Origin of the sequence: Bradyrhizobium sp. AT1, from assembly GCF_001590795.1 — a bacterium.
Classification (GTDB): Bacteria; Pseudomonadota; Alphaproteobacteria; order Rhizobiales; family Xanthobacteraceae; genus Bradyrhizobium.
This window is the reverse complement of sequence record NZ_JXDL01000001.1, coordinates 5436906-5451968: the sequence shown is the minus strand read 5'-3', so window position 1 is coordinate 5451968 and position 15063 is coordinate 5436906. Positions and strand designations below refer to the sequence as shown.

The window sequence follows — 15063 nt, the reverse complement described above, 5'->3', positions numbered from 1 at the left end:
TGAAGCCGGAGGATAGATGTACCCAGGTCAGCATGCCCGCCTGCGCCCGCTGCAGCCCGCCTTCATCATGGCGTCGACCGGCGAGGCTGTCACCTATCGCGAGCTCGAAGCGCGCAGCAACCGGCTCGCGCATCTCTTCCGCAAGCACGGATTGAGGCGGCTTGACCACTACGCGATCTTCATGGAGAACAATTCGCGCTATCTGGAAGCTTGCGGCGCCGGCGAGCGCTCCGGTCTCTATTACACCTGCATCAACTCGTTCCTGACACCGGGCGAGCTCGCTTATCTCCTGGTCAACAGCCAGTTGAAGATCCTGATCACGTCGGTGGCCAAGCTCGACATCGCGCGCGAGGCGATCCAGGCCTGCCCCGACATCGAGCTCTGCATCGTCGCCGACGGACCTGGTGAGAGCGAGCGCATTGTCGGGCTTGCGGACGTCACCGCGGACCTGCCGGCGACGCCGATCGCGGACGAGTGGCTCGGCACGGCCATGCTCTATTCATCGGGCACGACGGGACGCCCGAAAGGCATCCTGCGTCCGCTGCCGGAGGAGAAGCCGAAGCACAATCTGCCGCTGTTCGATTTCCTGACAAAGCTCTGGCACTATCGCGAGGGCATGGTCTACCTCTCGCCGGCCCCGCTCTACCACTCCGCGCCGCAGGCCGCCGTGAACCTCACGATCCGCATGGGCGGCACCGTGATCATCATGGAGAGTTTCGATCCCGAGCGCTACCTCGAGCTGGTGCAGCGCTGGGGCATCACCCACACCCAGCTGGTGCCGACGATGTTCTCGCGCATGTTGAAGCTGCCGGAGGAGGTGCGCGGCCGCTACGACCTGTCGTCGCTGGAGATCGCGATCCACGCCGCTGCACCCTGCCCGGCCCTCGTCAAGGACGACATGATCAAATGGTGGGCCCCATCATCCACGAATATTACGGCGCGACCGAAGGCCTCGGCTTCACCGCCTGCAACAGCGAGGAATGGCTCAGCCACCGCGGCACCGTCGGCAAGGTGCTGCTCGGCGACCTCCACATTCTCGACGAGAACATGCGGGAATGCCCGATCGGCACGCCCGGCCAGGTCTGGTTCAAGACGGCAACGCCGTTCGAATATTTCAACGACCCCGAGAAGACCAAGGAGGCACGCTCGGCCGACGGCAGCATGAGCACGGTCGGCGATGTCGGCTATGTCGACGCCGATCGCTTCCTGTACCTGACCGACCGCGCGACCTTCATGATCATCTCCGGCGGCGTGAACATCTATCCGCAGGAGTGTGAAAATCTCCTGATCACCCATCCGAAGGTGGCCGATGCCGCCGTGTTCGGCGTGCCCAATGCCGATCTCGGCGAAGAGGTGAAGGCCGTGGTGCAGCCGATGCCCGGCATCGTGCCGGAGGTGGCGCTCGCCGAAGAGCTGATCGCGTTCTGCGCGACATCGCTGTCGCGTCAGAAGGTGCCGCGCTCGGTCGATTTCGAGAAAGAATTGCCGCGGCTGCCGACGGGCAAGCTGTACAAGCGGCTGCTGCGGGATCGGTATTGGGGGAACAAGGCGTCGCGGATCGTGTGAGGGCGGAGCGGCAATCTTGCTGTCGTCCCGGCGAACGCCGGGACCCATACCGCGTGATCCATCGATGTGAGCAGTAACAGTACCGAACGACTTTCTTCGCCTAACTACTCCCTGGGGTAATGGGTCCCGGCGTTCGCCGGGACGACGGCGGTGTTTGTTGAGATCGCTGCACGCAATAGCTGCAACAGGACACCTCTCTTCGCACCTGCACTCTCACATTTTGAAACGCTGAAAGCCCTGCGGCCTTCGTCATCCGAATTGTCGAGGCGGCCTACAGCGTTACGGGTTGCCTCCCCCGGCTTGCGTGCTATCGTCGGCTCAAACAGGTCGCAAAAGGCCGATGTCCAGGGAGGATGAGCATGCGGAGCGTGTGGGCGCTTGCCGTAACGGCGACGCTATCTGTGCTGACGGCCTCAACCGCCACGCTCGCCGGCGAGCCCAAGCAGGGCGGCGTCTTGCGGATCTATCACCGCGACAGTCCGGCCAACGCATCGATCCTCGAAGGCGCGACCTATTCGGTCAACGTGCCGTTCATGGGGGTCTTCAACAATCTCGTCATTTACGATCAGCACATCGCGCAGAACAGTCCCGACACTCTCCGACCAGAGCTCGCCGAAAGCTGGTCCTGGAGCAGCGACAACAAGAAGCTGACATTCAAGCTGCGCCAGGGCGTCAAATGGCACGACGGCAAGCCGTTCACCTCGGCCGACGTCAAATGCAGCTTCGATCTCCTGATGGGAAAAACGCAGCAGAAGCTGCGGCAGAATCCGCGCAAGGCCTGGTACAGCGAAGTCAACGAGATCACGACGAACGGTGATTTCGAGGTGTCCTTCGACCTGAAGCGGCCGCAGCCCTCGCTGCTGGCAATGCTCGCGTCCGGCTATACGCCGGTCTATCCCTGTCACGTCTCGCCGGCGGACATGCGCACCCATCCGATCGGGACCGGACCTTTCAAGTTCGTCGAGTTCAAGGCCAATGAATCGATCAAGCTGACGCGAAATCCGGACTATTGGAAGAAGGGCCTGCCTCATCTCGACGGCGTCGAATACACCATCATCACCAACCGCTCGACCGCGATCCTCGCCTTCGTCGCCGGCAAGTTCGACATGACCTTCCCGACCCACATCACGATCCCGCTGCTGAAGGACATCAAGTCGCAAGCCCCGAACGCGACCTGCGTCGTCGAGCCGACCAACGTGTCGACCAACATCATCGTCAACTCCACCTCGGCGCCGTTCGACAACATCGACATTCGCCGGGCCGTGGCCCTGGCGCTCGACCGCAAGGCCTTCGTCGACATCCTGTTCGAAGGCCAGGCCGATATCGGCGGCACCATGCTGCCGCCACCCCAGGGCATCTGGGGCATGCCCAAGGACAGACTGGAGACCATTCCGGGCTACGGCCCGGACGTGATGGCGAATCGGGAGGAAGCCAAGAAGCTGATGCAAAAGGCGGGCTACGGTCCCGACAAGCATCTCGCGGTGAAGGTCTCGACGCGCAACATCGCGGAATATCGCGACCCCGCCGTGATCCTGATCGACCAGCTCAAGAGCATCTATATCGACGGCGAGCTCGACGTCGTGGAAACAGCGAACTGGTTCCCGAAAGTCGCGCGCAAGGACTACATGCTCGGCCTCAATCTCACCGGCAATTCGGTCGACGATCCCGACCAGTCCTTCTACGAAAACTATTCCTGCGGTTCGGAGCGGAACTACACCAATTATTGCAACAAGGAGATCGAAAAGCTGTTCGACGTGCAGTCGCAGGAGACCGACATCGCCAAGCGCAAGCCGCTGGTGTGGGAGATCGACAAGAAGCTGCAGGAGGACGTCGCCCGTCCCATCATCTTCCACGCACGCGCCGGCACGTGCTGGCAACCCTACGTCAAGGGCGTCACGATCATGTCGAACAGCTCCTATAACGGCTTTCGCTACGAGGATGTGTGGCTCGACAAGTAACCGGCCTGGCTGAAGAGTAGCGGCTCGCGGAGGGCGAAGCATGTTTGCCTATCTGGTGCGACGCCTGTTGCTGATGCTCGTGACCCTGTTCGGGATCTCGGTCGTCATCTTCCTCCTGCTGCGCATCGTGCCCGGAAACATCGTCGACATCCTGTTCGCCGCCGCCGGCTATGTCGATCCCGCCGACAAGGCCAATCTGGAGAAGGAGCTCGGCATCGACCAGCCGCTGATCGTACAATATTGGCACTGGATCAGCGGCTTTCTGCGCGGCGACTTCGGTTACTCCTACGTCTCGGAGAAGCCGGCGCTGCAGGAGATCCTGCCGCGCATCCCGATCACGGCGAAGCTTGCCGGCCTCGCATTGCTGTTCTCGGCCTCGATCGGCATTCCATTGGGCGTCATCAGTGCGGTCAAGCAGGGCACGCGGCTCGACTACGCCTTGCGCGTGGTCAGCCTGAGCGGATTGTCGCTGCCGTCGTTCTGGCTCGGCTTGCTCATCCTCACAGCGGCGGTCGCGATGTTCGGCCAGATACCGATCTTCAATCCGAACCCGAAGACCTGGCTCGAGGCGTTTGCAACCTACGCCGTTCCGGCCGCCGCCGTCGGCTTCCGTAGTGCTGCGCTGACCATGCGCATCACGCGATCCTCGATGCTGGAGGTGCTGCGGCAGGACTACATCCGCACCGCCCGCGCCAAGGGCGCCTCCGAGACGGCCGTGAACTATCAGCACGCGCTGAAGAACGCGATCCTGCCCGTCATCACCGTGATCGGCATCGAGGCGGCGTTCCTGATCGGCGGCCTGATCGTCACCGAGACGGTGTTCAACATCCCCGGCGTCGCCCGCTTCCTGGTCGAGGCGATCCGCTGGCGCGACTATCCGATCGTGCAGAACCTCGTGATGCTCATCGCCGTGGTCGTGGTGGTCGCGAATTTCACCGTCGACATGCTCTACGCGGTGTTCGACCCGCGGATCAGATACACGGATTAGGAGAGCTGTTTGGCCGCGATCGACTTCGACGTTGAACTGCGGCGGGCCGGCGCGCATGCGACCGGAGGCTGGCGGCGCGTGCTGTTCCTGGCGCAGCGGCACGTGCTGGGCGCGGCCGGGCTGACCATCTTGGCGGTGTTCGTGCTCACCGCGATCTTTGCCGACTTCATCGCGCGCTACGATCCCCTCACCATCGATTCCGCGCGTGCGCTCGCTCGCCCGAGCTGGGCGCACTGGATGGGGACGGACTCGTTCGGCCGCGATGTGTTCAGCCGCATCATCCACGGCGCGCGGATCTCGCTCGCCGTCGGCATCGGCTCGACCGCGCTCGGCGGCACGATCGGCGTCGTCGTCGGACTGACGTCGGGCTATCTGTCCGGCTGGGTCGATCTCGTATTCCAGCGCGTCTCCGACGTGCTTCAGGCGCTGCCGCTGCTGGTCCTTGCCCTGATCATGACCGCAGCGCTCGGCCCGTCTTTGCCGAACGTCATCATCGCCATCGCGATTCCGCTGATCCCGACCGTATCGCGCGTCACCCGCGCCAACACGCTGGCGCTGCGCGAGCAGCCCTTCGTCGAAGCCGCCAAGTCGATCGGCATGAGCGAGGTGCGCATCGCGCTGCGCCATGTGCTGCCGAATACGCTGGCGCCGCTCATCGTGCTCGCGACCGCCCAGCTCGGCTCGACCATCCTGACCGAGGCCTCGCTGTCCTTTCTCGGCCTCGGCATTCCCGAACCTTATCCATCATGGGGCCGCATGCTCTCCGAATCCGCCGCCGAATATGTCCGCACCGCGCCCTGGCTGGTGATCTTCCCCGGGATTGCCATCAGCCTCGCCGTGTTCGGCGCAAACCTGTTCGGCGACGCGCTGCGCGACATTCTGGATCCGAGGCAACGCGGCTGATGGCGGACAAATCCGATCTCGTGCTCGAAGTGAAGAACCTGAAGACGGTGTTCTTCACCAATTCCGGCCTGTTCAAGGCCGTGGACGATCTCTCCTTTTCCGTGAGGCGCGGCGAGACGCTGGCGATCGTCGGCGAGTCCGGCTGCGGCAAGAGCGTCACCGCGCTGTCGCTGATGCGGCTGGTGCCCGATCCGCCCGGACGCATCGTCGGCGGCTCCGTTACGCTGGAAGGCACCGACCTGCTGGCGCTGAATGAGGCGCAGATGCGCGCCGTCAGGGGCAATCGCATCTCCATGATCTTTCAGGAGCCGATGACATCGCTCAACCCGGTGATGCGAATCGGCGATCAGATCGTCGAGGCCGTGCGGTTACACCGGAACATCTCGTCGAAGGAAGCGCAGGCCATCGCCGTAGAGATGCTGCGGCTGGTGCGCATTCCCGAGCCGGCGCGGCGGGCGCGCGAATATCCGCATCAGCTGTCCGGCGGCATGCGCCAGCGCGCGATGATCGCGATGGCGCTGGCCTGCCGGCCGGCGCTGCTGCTCGCGGACGAGCCGACCACCGCGCTCGACGTCACCATCCAGGCGCAGATCCTGGCGCTGATCCTCGACCTGCAGAAGGAGCTCGGCACCGGACTCGTGCTGATCACGCACGATCTCGGCGTCGTCGCGCAGACCGCACAGCGCGTGATCGTGATGTATGCGGGGCGGAAGGTCGAGGAAGCCAGCGTCGAAGCGCTGTTCGCCGCGCCAAAGCATCCCTATACGCGCGGGCTGATGGCCTCGATCCCGGCGGTCCCGGCGCACGGAATCGTCGCCCCGGCACGGTTGAACGAAATTCCGGGCACGGTGCCATCGCTGGTGCGGTTGCCGCAGGGTTGTGCCTTCGCGCCGCGCTGCAAGCTCGCGATCAAGCGTTGCCAGGACGAATATCCGCCGCTGGCGGATTGGGGCGGAGGCCATCTCGCGGCGTGCTGGCGCGCGGAAGAAGTGGCGGAGGTGGCATGACCGAGGCGCTGCTCGAGGTCACCGACCTCAAGAAATATTACCCGGTGCGCGCCGGGGTGCTGCGCCGACAAGTCGGCACCGTGCACTCGGTCGACGGCGTCTCGTTCTCCGTTGCAGCCGGCGAGACGCTGGGGCTGGTCGGCGAGTCCGGCTGCGGCAAGTCGACGGTGGCGCGTAGCGTGCTGCGGCTGGTCGAACCGACCTCAGGGCAGATTCGTCTCGACGGCGAGGACATCACGCATCTGTCCAAGACGGCGTTGCGCCCGCACCGCCGCTCGATGCAGATTGTATTCCAGGACCCGTTCGCCTCGCTCAATCCGCGCATGACCGCCGGGGACATTGTCGGCGAACCGCTCGCCGTGCACGGGCTCGCGAGCGGCAAGGAGCTGGAAGCGCGGGTCGCAAGACTGTTCGAGCAGGTCGGCCTGCGCCCGGACCAGATGCGCAACTTCCCGCATCAGTTCTCTGGCGGCCAGCGCCAGCGCATCTGCATCGCACGGGCGCTGGCGCTGGGGCCGCGCCTGATCGTCTGCGACGAGCCGGTGTCCGCGCTCGATGTCTCGATCCAGGCGCAGGTGATCAATCTGTTGATCGACCTGCAGCGGCAGCACGGCTTCTCGTATCTCTTCATCGCGCACGACCTCGCCGTGGTCGCTCATATCAGCCACCGCGTCGCCGTGATGTATCTCGGCCGCATCGTCGAGATCGCCGCCAAGGACGAACTGTTCCGCAATCCCCGGCATCCCTACACGCAGGCGCTGCTTGCCTCCGTGCCGGTCGCCAATCCGCTCGCAAAGAAGCTCGCGCCGCTGGTCGATGGCGACGTGCCGAGCCCGGTCAATCCGCCGCCCGGCTGCGCGTTTCACACCCGCTGCCGGTTCGCGATCGACCGGTGCAAGATCGAGCGGCCGGCGCTGCTGGATGCCGGCGGCGGGCATCAGGTGGCGTGTCTGCTCAACGAGGGAACGGGGCGGAACAACGCGGCTGTGTAGATCCTGTAAGGTGGGTTAGGGTTAGCGTCAGCGTAACCCACCCTACGATACTGCGATCGCCGCCACGATTCTGCCCGTGGTGACCTGCTCGCCTTCAGCGACATCGATCGCGGCGATCACGCCATCGATGCCCGCCTTGTGGATGTGCTCCATCTTCATCGCTTCCAGCGTCAGCACCGGCTGGCCGGCGGTCACGCGCTCGCCCGGCTTGACCAGGACGGCGACGACGCGGCCGTTCATGGCGGCGCGGACCTTGCCGTCCCCGCCGTTGGCGGCAGCGGCTTTGGGCGCGGCGAGGGTGAGATCGACGATCGAGAGCGGGATGCCGCGATGTTGAACATACATCCGATCGCCATCGCGCAGGAATTTTGCGCTGTCCATCACGCCGTCATGGCGAAAGCGGATCGTATCGGCGTTGAGCTGCTCGACCTCGAACTTGTCCTGGCGGCCGTCGGTCCCGACGATGTAGCTGCCGTCGCGCTCGCGGTTGATTTCGAGCTCCAGCGTCTGGCCGGCGAGCTCGATTTTCGCCGGCAGCGGGAACGTGGCCGACAGGCTTCGGCCCCCCTGCCAGGACGGCGCGCGTAGGTTGGTGACGTAGAGCAGCAGGCCCGCCAGCGCGGTGTCGAAGGCTGCACCGGCACGCGGCGCCAGCAACTCGTCGCGGTGTGCGCCGATGAAGGCCGTCGTCGCCTCGCCCCTGGCAAAGCCGGGATGACGCAGGCAGGACATCAGGAACGACTGGTTTGTGGTGACGCCGAACGCGGTGAGCTGCTCCAGGCCGACAATCAGCCGCCCCCTCGCCTCCTCGCGCGTCGCGCCATGGCTGATCACCTTGGCGATCATGGAATCGTAGAATGGCGGGATCTCCGAACCCGATTGCAGCGCATGCTCGACGCGGACGTTGGCTGGCATCTGCCAGCGCGCCATGCGGCCTGATTGCGGCATGAAATCCTGCACGGCATCTTCCGAGCAGAGCCGGACCTCGATGGCGTGGCCGGAGAACTTGACGGCCTGTTGCTTCACCGGCAGCGCCTCGCCGCGCGCGACGCGCAGCTGCAGCTCGACGAGGTCGAGCCCGGTGATGGCCTCAGTCACGGGATGCTCGACCTGGAGTCGCGTATTCATCTCCATGAAGTAGAATTCGCCGCTGGCGTCGAGCAGGAATTCCAGCGTCCCGGCGCCCTCGTAGCGCAGCGCCTTCACCGCAGCGACGGCAACCTCGCCCATCTTCGCGCGCAGCTCGGGCGTGACCGCGGGCGACGGCGCTTCCTCGATCAGCTTCTGGTGCCGGCGCTGCACCGAGCAATCGCGCTCGCCGAGATGAATGGCGTTGCCGTGACTGTCGCCGAACACCTGGATCTCGACGTGGCGGGGATTTTGGATGGCGCGTTCGAGGATCACGGTGGGATCGCCGAACGCCGCCTTGGCTTCCGACCGCGCGCTGCGCAGCGCGTCGGGGAACGCCGCAGCGTCCGCGACGAGCCGCATGCCGCGGCCGCCACCGCCGGCCACCGCCTTGATCATCACGGGGAAGCCGATCTTTTTGGCCTCCGCCAGCATGACCTCGTCACTTTGGTCAGCGCCCTGATAGCCCGGCACGCAGGGCACGCCGGCCTTCTTCATGATCTCCTTGGCGCCGGCCTTGTTGCCCATCGCCTCGATCGCCTGCGGCGACGGGCCGATGAAGACGAGGCCGGCATCTTTGCAAGCCTGCGCGAAATCTTCGTTCTCGGCGAGGAAGCCGTAGCCGGGGTGAACGGCATCGGCGCCGCTCGCCTTCGCCGCCGCGATGATCGCGGGGATGTTGAGATAGGATTGCGCCGGCAGGGCCTCGCCGATGCGCACAGCCTGGTCGGCTTGCCGCACATGGAGGGTGTCACGATCGGCGTCCGAATAGACCGCGACGACGCCAAGGCCGAGCTGCCGCGCGCTGCGCATCACGCGCAGTGCGATCTCGCCGCGATTGGCCACCAACACCTTCTGGAACGGCCGGTGATGCACTGATCCGTTCCTCATGGGCGGGCCACCGAGAACTGCATGCGCTGCGGCGCGCGTGCGTCACCCTCGCGGCAGATCGCGAGCACTTCGGAGAGAACCGCACGGGTGTCGCGCGGATCGATCACACCGTCGTCGAGCACGCGGGCGCTGGTCGAGAACACGTCCATCTGGCCGTCGAACACGCCGATGATCTGGGCCTTCATCGCGTCGAGCTTGTCTTTCTCGACCGGCTTGCCCCGCCGCGCCGCGGCGGCCTCGGTCACGATCGCCATGGTTTCGGCGGCCTGCTCGCCGCCCATCACGGCGGTCTTCGCGTTCGGCCAGGAGAAGCAGAAGCGCGGATGGAAGCCGCGGCCGCACATGCCGTAATTTCCAGCCCCGAACGAGGCGCCGCAATAGATCGTGATCTGCGGCACAGTTGCCGAGGTCACCGCCTGGATCATCTTGGAGCCGTGCTTGATCATGCCGGCTTCTTCGTAGGCTTTGCCGACCATGTAGCCGGTGGTGTTGTTGAGATAGAGGATCGGCGTGCGCGTCTGGCAGCAGGCCTGGATGAAATGCGTCGCCTTGTTGGCGCCGGCGGGATCGAGCGGCCCGTTGTTGGTGATGACGCCGATCGCCTGGCCCTCGATGCGGGCATGGCCGCAGACGGTGGCCGGGCCGTAATTTGGCGCCATCTCCGTGAAGTCGGAATCATCGACGATGCGGGCGATCACCTGCTTCATGTCGACGGTGCGCTTGTGGTCCATCGGCATGATGCCGAGCAGCTCGTCCTGGTCGTAGCGCGGCGGCTTGAACTCCCGCGCCGTCCGGCCCGGCCGCTCCCATTCCAGCGCCGCCATGATCTCGCGCGCGATGCGAAGGGCATCGCGGTCGTCCTCGGCAAGATAATCGCCGAGGCCGGAGACCTGCGTGTGCATCTCGGCGCCGCCGAGCTCCTCCTCGGTCGCGATCTCGCCGGTTGCCGCTTTCAGCAGCGGTGGCCCGGCGAGGAAGGCGCGGGTGCGGCCGCGGACCATGACGATGTAGTCGGACAGGCCGGTCTGATAGGCGCCGCCCGCCGTGGACGAGCCGTGCGTCACGGTGACGACCGGCAGGCCTGCGGCCGAGAGCCGCGCGAGGTTACGGAAGATGTTGCCACCGCGGACAAAGTCCTCGACGCGGTAGCGCAGGAGATTGGCGCCGGCACTTTCGACGAGCTGAACATAAGGCAGCTTGTTCTCCAGCGCGAGCTCCTGCACGCGCAGCGTCTTGTCGAGACCGTAAGGCTGCAGCGCACCGGCATCGATGCCGGAATCGTTGGCGCTGACCATGCAGCGGATGCCCGACACGAAGCCGATGCCGGCGATGACACCGCCGCCGGGCACGCTCTTGTTCGCATCCGGCACATCGAACATGTAGCCGGCGAGCGTGGAGAGCTCGATGAAGGGCGCGCCGGGATCGAGCACCAGCGCGACCCGCTCGCGGGGCAGCAATTGTCCGCGCTTGTGGAAGCGGTCTTTCGCCGCCGCCGAGGCCGCACGCGTGCGCTCTTCCAGCGCGCGCATGCGATCGATCAGGCCGAGCATGCCGTCGCGGTTGGCGTGGTAGGCGGCGCTGCCGGGGGAAATGGTGTTTTCGATAGTGGACATGACTTGATCCTGCTCGTCATTGCGAGGAGCGGAGCGACGAAGCAATCCAGGCTGCCTCAGCGGAAAGACTCTGGATTGCTTTGCTTCGCTTCGCTCGCAACGACGGGTGAGGCTACGTTCAGCGATTCGTCCCAAAGATCTTCCGCGCCTCGGCGGGGCTTGCGATCTCGCGGCCGGCGCGGCGGGCGCAGGCGGCGATCGCCTCGATCAGTTGGCCGTTCGACGTCACCTTCTTGCCGTCGGCGAGATAAAAGGCGTCCTCGAGACCGGTGCGCAAATGGCCGCCGAGCTCGGCGCAGCGCTGGTGCAGCGGCCAGATCTCCTCGCGACCGATCGCGGTGACCTGGAACTGCGCCTCCGGCCGCTTCAGCTTGATCAGGATCGGCAGCAATTCCGGGTCGGCGGGCATGCCGGAGGCAACGCCCATGACGAAATTGTATTCGAGCGGCCCCTTGTACATCCCGACCTGGCGGTACATGCCGACACAGCGGACGATGCCGACGTCGAAACACTCGAACTCGGGGATGGTGCCGACCTCGTTCATGACGTCGAGATAGTCCTTCACCTTCTCGACCGCGTTGTCGAACATCATAGGCGGCCAGGCCCAGGTGTTGTCGGCCTTCACCTTCAGATAGTTCAGCGAGCCGGCGTTGCAGGCGGCGATCTCGGGTTTGGTCTCGCGGATGCAATCGAGCGCGCCTGAGTAGTTCGGCCCTGACACGCCCGAGGTGTGGTTGATGATCACGCCGGGGCAGGCCTCGCGGATGGCCTGCTGGATCTCCTTGCTGACAGCGACCTCCCAGGATGGCAGGTGCCCCTTGCCCGGCGCCTGCTGGCGCAGATGGATGTGCATGATGGACGCGCCAGCATCGAACGCAGCCTTGGCCTCGCGCGCCATCTGTTCGGGCGTCACGGGCACATTGTGCTGCTTCGGGTCGGTGAGCACGCCGTTCAGCGCGCAGGTGATGACGGCCTTGTCGCTCATGCCAAAAATGTCTCGCACGTTGAGAATTCAACGATGCGATCATGTGATGAGCGGCATGCGGCTTCTTGCGCGGAGAAGCTGGGAAAAACGAGATGCCGCAGGGTGGTTAGCCGAAGGCGTAACCCACCTCTTTGGCTTTAGCGGAGACAGAAGTGGTGGGTTACGCTTCGCTAACCCATCCTACGAAGCATCAACTCGCTTCCGCCAGCCGCACCGTCTCGGTGCTGCGATAGATCGCAAGGTCGCGCGAGCCGACGAAGATCGCGCGCGGCTTCAGACCGTAGAAACGGCGGATCGAATGGCTGAAATGCGTGGAATCGGGATAGCCGATGTCCTGCGCGAGATGGGCGAGGTTGAGGTCCTGGTTGGCGAAGTGCAGCAAATGGCGCGCACGCTTCCAGGCGCGGAACGAGCGGAAGGAGATGCCGGTCTCTTCCTTGAACAGATGCAGGAAGCGCGAGGCGGAGAGGCCCGCCTCCGCCGCGCAGGTGTCCGCCGTCACCGGCTCCCCGGAGAAACGCCCGATGCGGGCGACGGCGCGGGTGACACGCGGATCGAGCACGCGACGCGGTAGCGCCTCGCCAAAGCACATCTCGTCGAATTCGGCGGTGGTGATATCGCCATAGCGGCGCTGGCGGAGCAGCGCGTAGGCGGCCAGGATCTTGCGGGCATAGGCGGCTTTGTCCGGCCCCCGCATCCGCTCGGCCAACGCCTCGATCACGCCGTCCGGCATGCTCTCGGGCTCCAGCGTTACGCTGATGGCGGTGCGGTAATCGCTGGCAATGGAATGCCGCTGGTTCGGCATCGTGACGAACAGCTCGCCCGTGGCGAGAGCGTCGTCGATGGTCAGGTGCAAATTGCCCTTCACTGCCACGTAGACATGGCAGCAGCCGGGCGTCCGTTTGCGAGGGCGGCCGAGCAGGCCGGCATAGAACACCCGCTCCGGCGTGATCAGCATCAGATGGTCGGATTCGCGACCTTTATCTTCCATTGGGATCCTCCTCGCGCGGCTCTCTGGCCGCTGCGGACGGAGGTCACCTTAGCGGAAATTTGGGCGCTGTCACGACGGGATAGCGCTGTCATGACGCGCAAAGCGTTGGCATTCCAGGACGGCATCCAGCCAGTTCCGGAACCGTCACGAGGCGGCAGTCCGACTGCGAGGGCTTACGCCCTCACACGCGGTGCAACATTCTGCTCGACGCCGGCCTTTTGCTCCGCAGCAACGGCACGCTTGAAACCCTCGCGTTGCTGCAGACGCGCCCAATAGGCTGCGACATTTGGCCCGAAATCCTTCGCGAGCCCGATATTGTCGGCAAGTCGAAGCGCATAGCCGATCACGATGTCGGCGGCGGTGAAGCGGCCGGCGCACAAGGTTTCGGCATTTGCGGTCGCTGCCTCAACGGCGCGCAGGCGTCCCAGAAACCATTTCGCATAGTCGCCCGCGACCTGCGGATTGCGGCGCTCCTCCGGCTCGAGCTGAGAGTACCGAAGCACCAGCGTCTGCGGAAAGGTTAACGTGGCGTCGCTGAAATACATCCAGTTCAGGAACGCGCCATAGGCAGGATCCTCCGGCCCGACCATCAGCGGCGTCGGCCCGTGCTTGATGCCGAGATAGTGGCAGATGCCCGACGACTCCGTCATCCTGGTCTCGCCGTCGACCAGGAAGGGAATCGTGCCGAGCGGATTGAGCGCCAGATATTCCTTGGCAAACACCCGCGGCGGGAACGGCAGCATCTTCAATTCATAAGGCAGCCCCATCTCCTCCAGCATCCAGAGCGGGCGGAACGAGCGCGCGGCGTCGCAATGATAGAGCGTGATCATCAGGCGTTTCCTTTACTCCCCGGCAGCGTGCCCATCATCTTGCACAGGACCATCAGCATGACCTCGTCGGCACCACCGCCGATCGAGGTCAGGCGGCTGTCGCGATAGGCGCGGCTGACCGGCGTCTCGTTGGTAAAGCCCATTCCGCCCCAATATTGCAAGCAGGCGTCGGTGAGCTCGCGGCCGAGCCGGCCGGCCTTCAGCTTCGCCATGGTCGCAAGCCGCGTCACGTCCTCGCCGGCGACCAGCTGCTCGGCAGCGCGATAGATCAGCGCGCGCAGCAACTCGACCTCGGTCTGCATCTCGGCGAGCTTGAAGTGCACGACCTGGTTGTCGAGAATACTTTGGCCGAAGGCCTTGCGATTGCGGGTGTATTCGATGGTCTGGTCGATGATGTATTCGTGCGACTTCAGGCAGGCCGCCGCACCCCAGAGCCGCTCCTCCTGGAACTGGATCATCTGGTAAGTAAAGCCCTTTCCCTCTTCGCCGATCCGGTTGCGCTTGGGCACGCGGACATTGTCGAAGAAGATCTGCGCCGTGTCCGACGAGCGCATGCCCATCTTGTCGAGCTTTCGCGCGATGGTGACGCCCTTGCTCTTCATGGGCACGCAGATCAGCGATTTGTTGCGGTGAACGGGCCCGTCGCCGGTGTTGGCGAGCAGGCAGATCCAGTCGGCTTGCGTGCCGTTGGTGATCCACATCTTGCCGCCGTCGATCACGTAATCGTCGCCGTCGGAGCGGGCCTGCGTCTTGATCGAGGCGACGTCGGAGCCCGCGCCGGGCTCGGAGACGCCGATGCAGGCGACGAAATCGCCGGAGATAGACGGCGCCAGGAATTCGCGCCGCACCTCGTCCGAACCAAAGCGCGCCAGAGCCGGCGTCGCCATGTCGGTCTGCACCCCGATCGCCATCGGCACGCCGCCGCAGGTGATGGCGCCGAGCTCTTCCGCCATCATCAGCGCATAGGAATAGTCAAGGCCGGAGCCGCCGAATTCGACCGGCTTGTTCAGCCCGAGGAAGCCGAGGCTGCCCATCTTCTTGAACAGCTCGTGCGCCGGGAAGATGTCGGCCTTTTCCCATTCATCGACGTGCGGATTGATCTCATTGGCGATGAACTTCTGCAGGGAACGGCGGATGTCGTCGTGGTCGGCGGTAAATAGCATTTTTGTCCTCTGTCATTCCGGGGCGCGCGCAGCGCGAGCCCGGAATCC

General features: G+C 64.7%; 11 protein-coding genes and 1 pseudogene. 6 read left to right on the top strand and 6 right to left on the bottom strand.

What is annotated here, in order from left to right; translation table 11 throughout:
* Positions 1 to 16 precede the first annotated feature (16 nt).
* The 6 genes and pseudogenes from SE92_RS25225 (at position 17) to SE92_RS25200 (ending at position 7414) form a co-directional block, all read left to right on the top strand.
* Positions 17 to 1566, top strand: a pseudogene (locus SE92_RS25225) (AMP-binding protein).
* A 359-nt stretch (positions 1567 to 1925) separates the two neighbouring features.
* Positions 1926 to 3524, top strand: a complete 1599-nt coding sequence (locus SE92_RS25220; protein WP_063199411.1) for an ABC transporter substrate-binding protein — start codon at positions 1926 to 1928, stop codon at positions 3522 to 3524.
* Positions 3525 to 3564: 40 nt separating this feature from the next.
* On the top strand, positions 3565 to 4512 hold the full coding sequence (locus SE92_RS25215) for an ABC transporter permease (protein WP_063199408.1): 948 nt from the start codon (positions 3565 to 3567) through the stop codon (positions 4510 to 4512).
* Positions 4513 to 4521: 9 nt separating this feature from the next.
* Positions 4522 to 5415, top strand: coding sequence for an ABC transporter permease (locus tag SE92_RS25210; protein WP_063199405.1), 894 nt, complete (start codon positions 4522 to 4524; stop codon positions 5413 to 5415).
* Complete coding sequence (locus SE92_RS25205) at positions 5415 to 6422, top strand: ABC transporter ATP-binding protein (RefSeq protein WP_063199402.1); 1008 nt, start codon at positions 5415 to 5417, stop codon at positions 6420 to 6422. Before SE92_RS25210 ends, SE92_RS25205 begins: the two co-directional genes overlap by 1 nt.
* The gene (locus SE92_RS25200) at positions 6419 to 7414 is read left to right on the top strand and encodes an ABC transporter ATP-binding protein (RefSeq protein WP_063199399.1); all 996 of its coding nucleotides are present in this window, start codon (positions 6419 to 6421) and stop codon (positions 7412 to 7414) included. The genes SE92_RS25205 and SE92_RS25200 overlap by 4 nt, the downstream gene beginning before the upstream one ends.
* A gap of 42 nt (positions 7415 to 7456) precedes the next feature.
* Here SE92_RS25200 and SE92_RS25195 read toward each other — a convergent pair whose 3' ends face one another.
* The 6 genes from SE92_RS25195 to SE92_RS25170 form a co-directional block, all read right to left on the bottom strand.
* Entirely contained in the window at positions 7457 to 9433 is a 1977-nt protein-coding gene (locus tag SE92_RS25195) for an acetyl/propionyl/methylcrotonyl-CoA carboxylase subunit alpha (protein ID WP_063199397.1), read from the bottom strand.
* Positions 9430 to 11046 carry an acyl-CoA carboxylase subunit beta gene (locus SE92_RS25190; RefSeq protein WP_063199395.1) on the bottom strand — a complete coding sequence of 539 codons (1617 nt, stop codon included), beginning with the start codon at positions 11044 to 11046 and terminating at the stop codon, positions 9430 to 9432. The genes SE92_RS25195 and SE92_RS25190 overlap by 4 nt, the downstream gene beginning before the upstream one ends.
* A gap of 118 nt (positions 11047 to 11164) precedes the next feature.
* Positions 11165 to 12031: a beta-keto acid cleavage family enzyme gene (locus SE92_RS25185; RefSeq protein WP_063199393.1), complete on the bottom strand. Its 867-nt coding sequence runs from the start codon at positions 12029 to 12031 to the stop codon at positions 11165 to 11167.
* A 190-nt stretch (positions 12032 to 12221) separates the two neighbouring features.
* Positions 12222 to 13022, bottom strand: coding sequence for a helix-turn-helix domain-containing protein (locus SE92_RS25180; protein WP_063199390.1), 801 nt, complete (start codon positions 13020 to 13022; stop codon positions 12222 to 12224).
* A gap of 173 nt (positions 13023 to 13195) precedes the next feature.
* A complete protein-coding gene (locus tag SE92_RS25175; RefSeq protein WP_063199387.1) occupies positions 13196 to 13852 on the bottom strand; it encodes a glutathione S-transferase family protein in 657 nt (218 codons plus the stop codon).
* On the bottom strand, positions 13852 to 15015 hold the full coding sequence (locus SE92_RS25170; protein ID WP_063199384.1) for an acyl-CoA dehydrogenase family protein: 1164 nt from the start codon (positions 15013 to 15015) through the stop codon (positions 13852 to 13854). The genes SE92_RS25175 and SE92_RS25170 overlap by 1 nt, the downstream gene beginning before the upstream one ends.
* Between the last annotated feature and the right edge of the window lie 48 nt (positions 15016 to 15063).

Coding starts and splice junctions, on each gene's coding strand:
- SE92_RS25220 (WP_063199411.1), top strand. CDS start 1,926: ATGCGGAGCGTGTGGGCGCTTGCCGTAACGGCGACGCTATCTGTGCTG.
- SE92_RS25215 (WP_063199408.1), top strand. CDS start 3,565: ATGTTTGCCTATCTGGTGCGACGCCTGTTGCTGATGCTCGTGACCCTG.
- SE92_RS25205 (WP_063199402.1), top strand. CDS start 5,415: ATGGCGGACAAATCCGATCTCGTGCTCGAAGTGAAGAACCTGAAGACG.
- SE92_RS25200 (WP_063199399.1), top strand. CDS start 6,419: ATGACCGAGGCGCTGCTCGAGGTCACCGACCTCAAGAAATATTACCCG.
- SE92_RS25195 (WP_063199397.1), bottom strand. CDS start 9,433: ATGAGGAACGGATCAGTGCATCACCGGCCGTTCCAGAAGGTGTTGGTG.
- SE92_RS25190 (WP_063199395.1), bottom strand. CDS start 11,046: ATGTCCACTATCGAAAACACCATTTCCCCCGGCAGCGCCGCCTACCAC.
- SE92_RS25185 (WP_063199393.1), bottom strand. CDS start 12,031: ATGAGCGACAAGGCCGTCATCACCTGCGCGCTGAACGGCGTGCTCACC.
- SE92_RS25180 (WP_063199390.1), bottom strand. CDS start 13,022: ATGGAAGATAAAGGTCGCGAATCCGACCATCTGATGCTGATCACGCCG.
- SE92_RS25175 (WP_063199387.1), bottom strand. CDS start 13,852: ATGATCACGCTCTATCATTGCGACGCCGCGCGCTCGTTCCGCCCGCTC.
- SE92_RS25170 (WP_063199384.1), bottom strand. CDS start 15,015: ATGCTATTTACCGCCGACCACGACGACATCCGCCGTTCCCTGCAGAAG.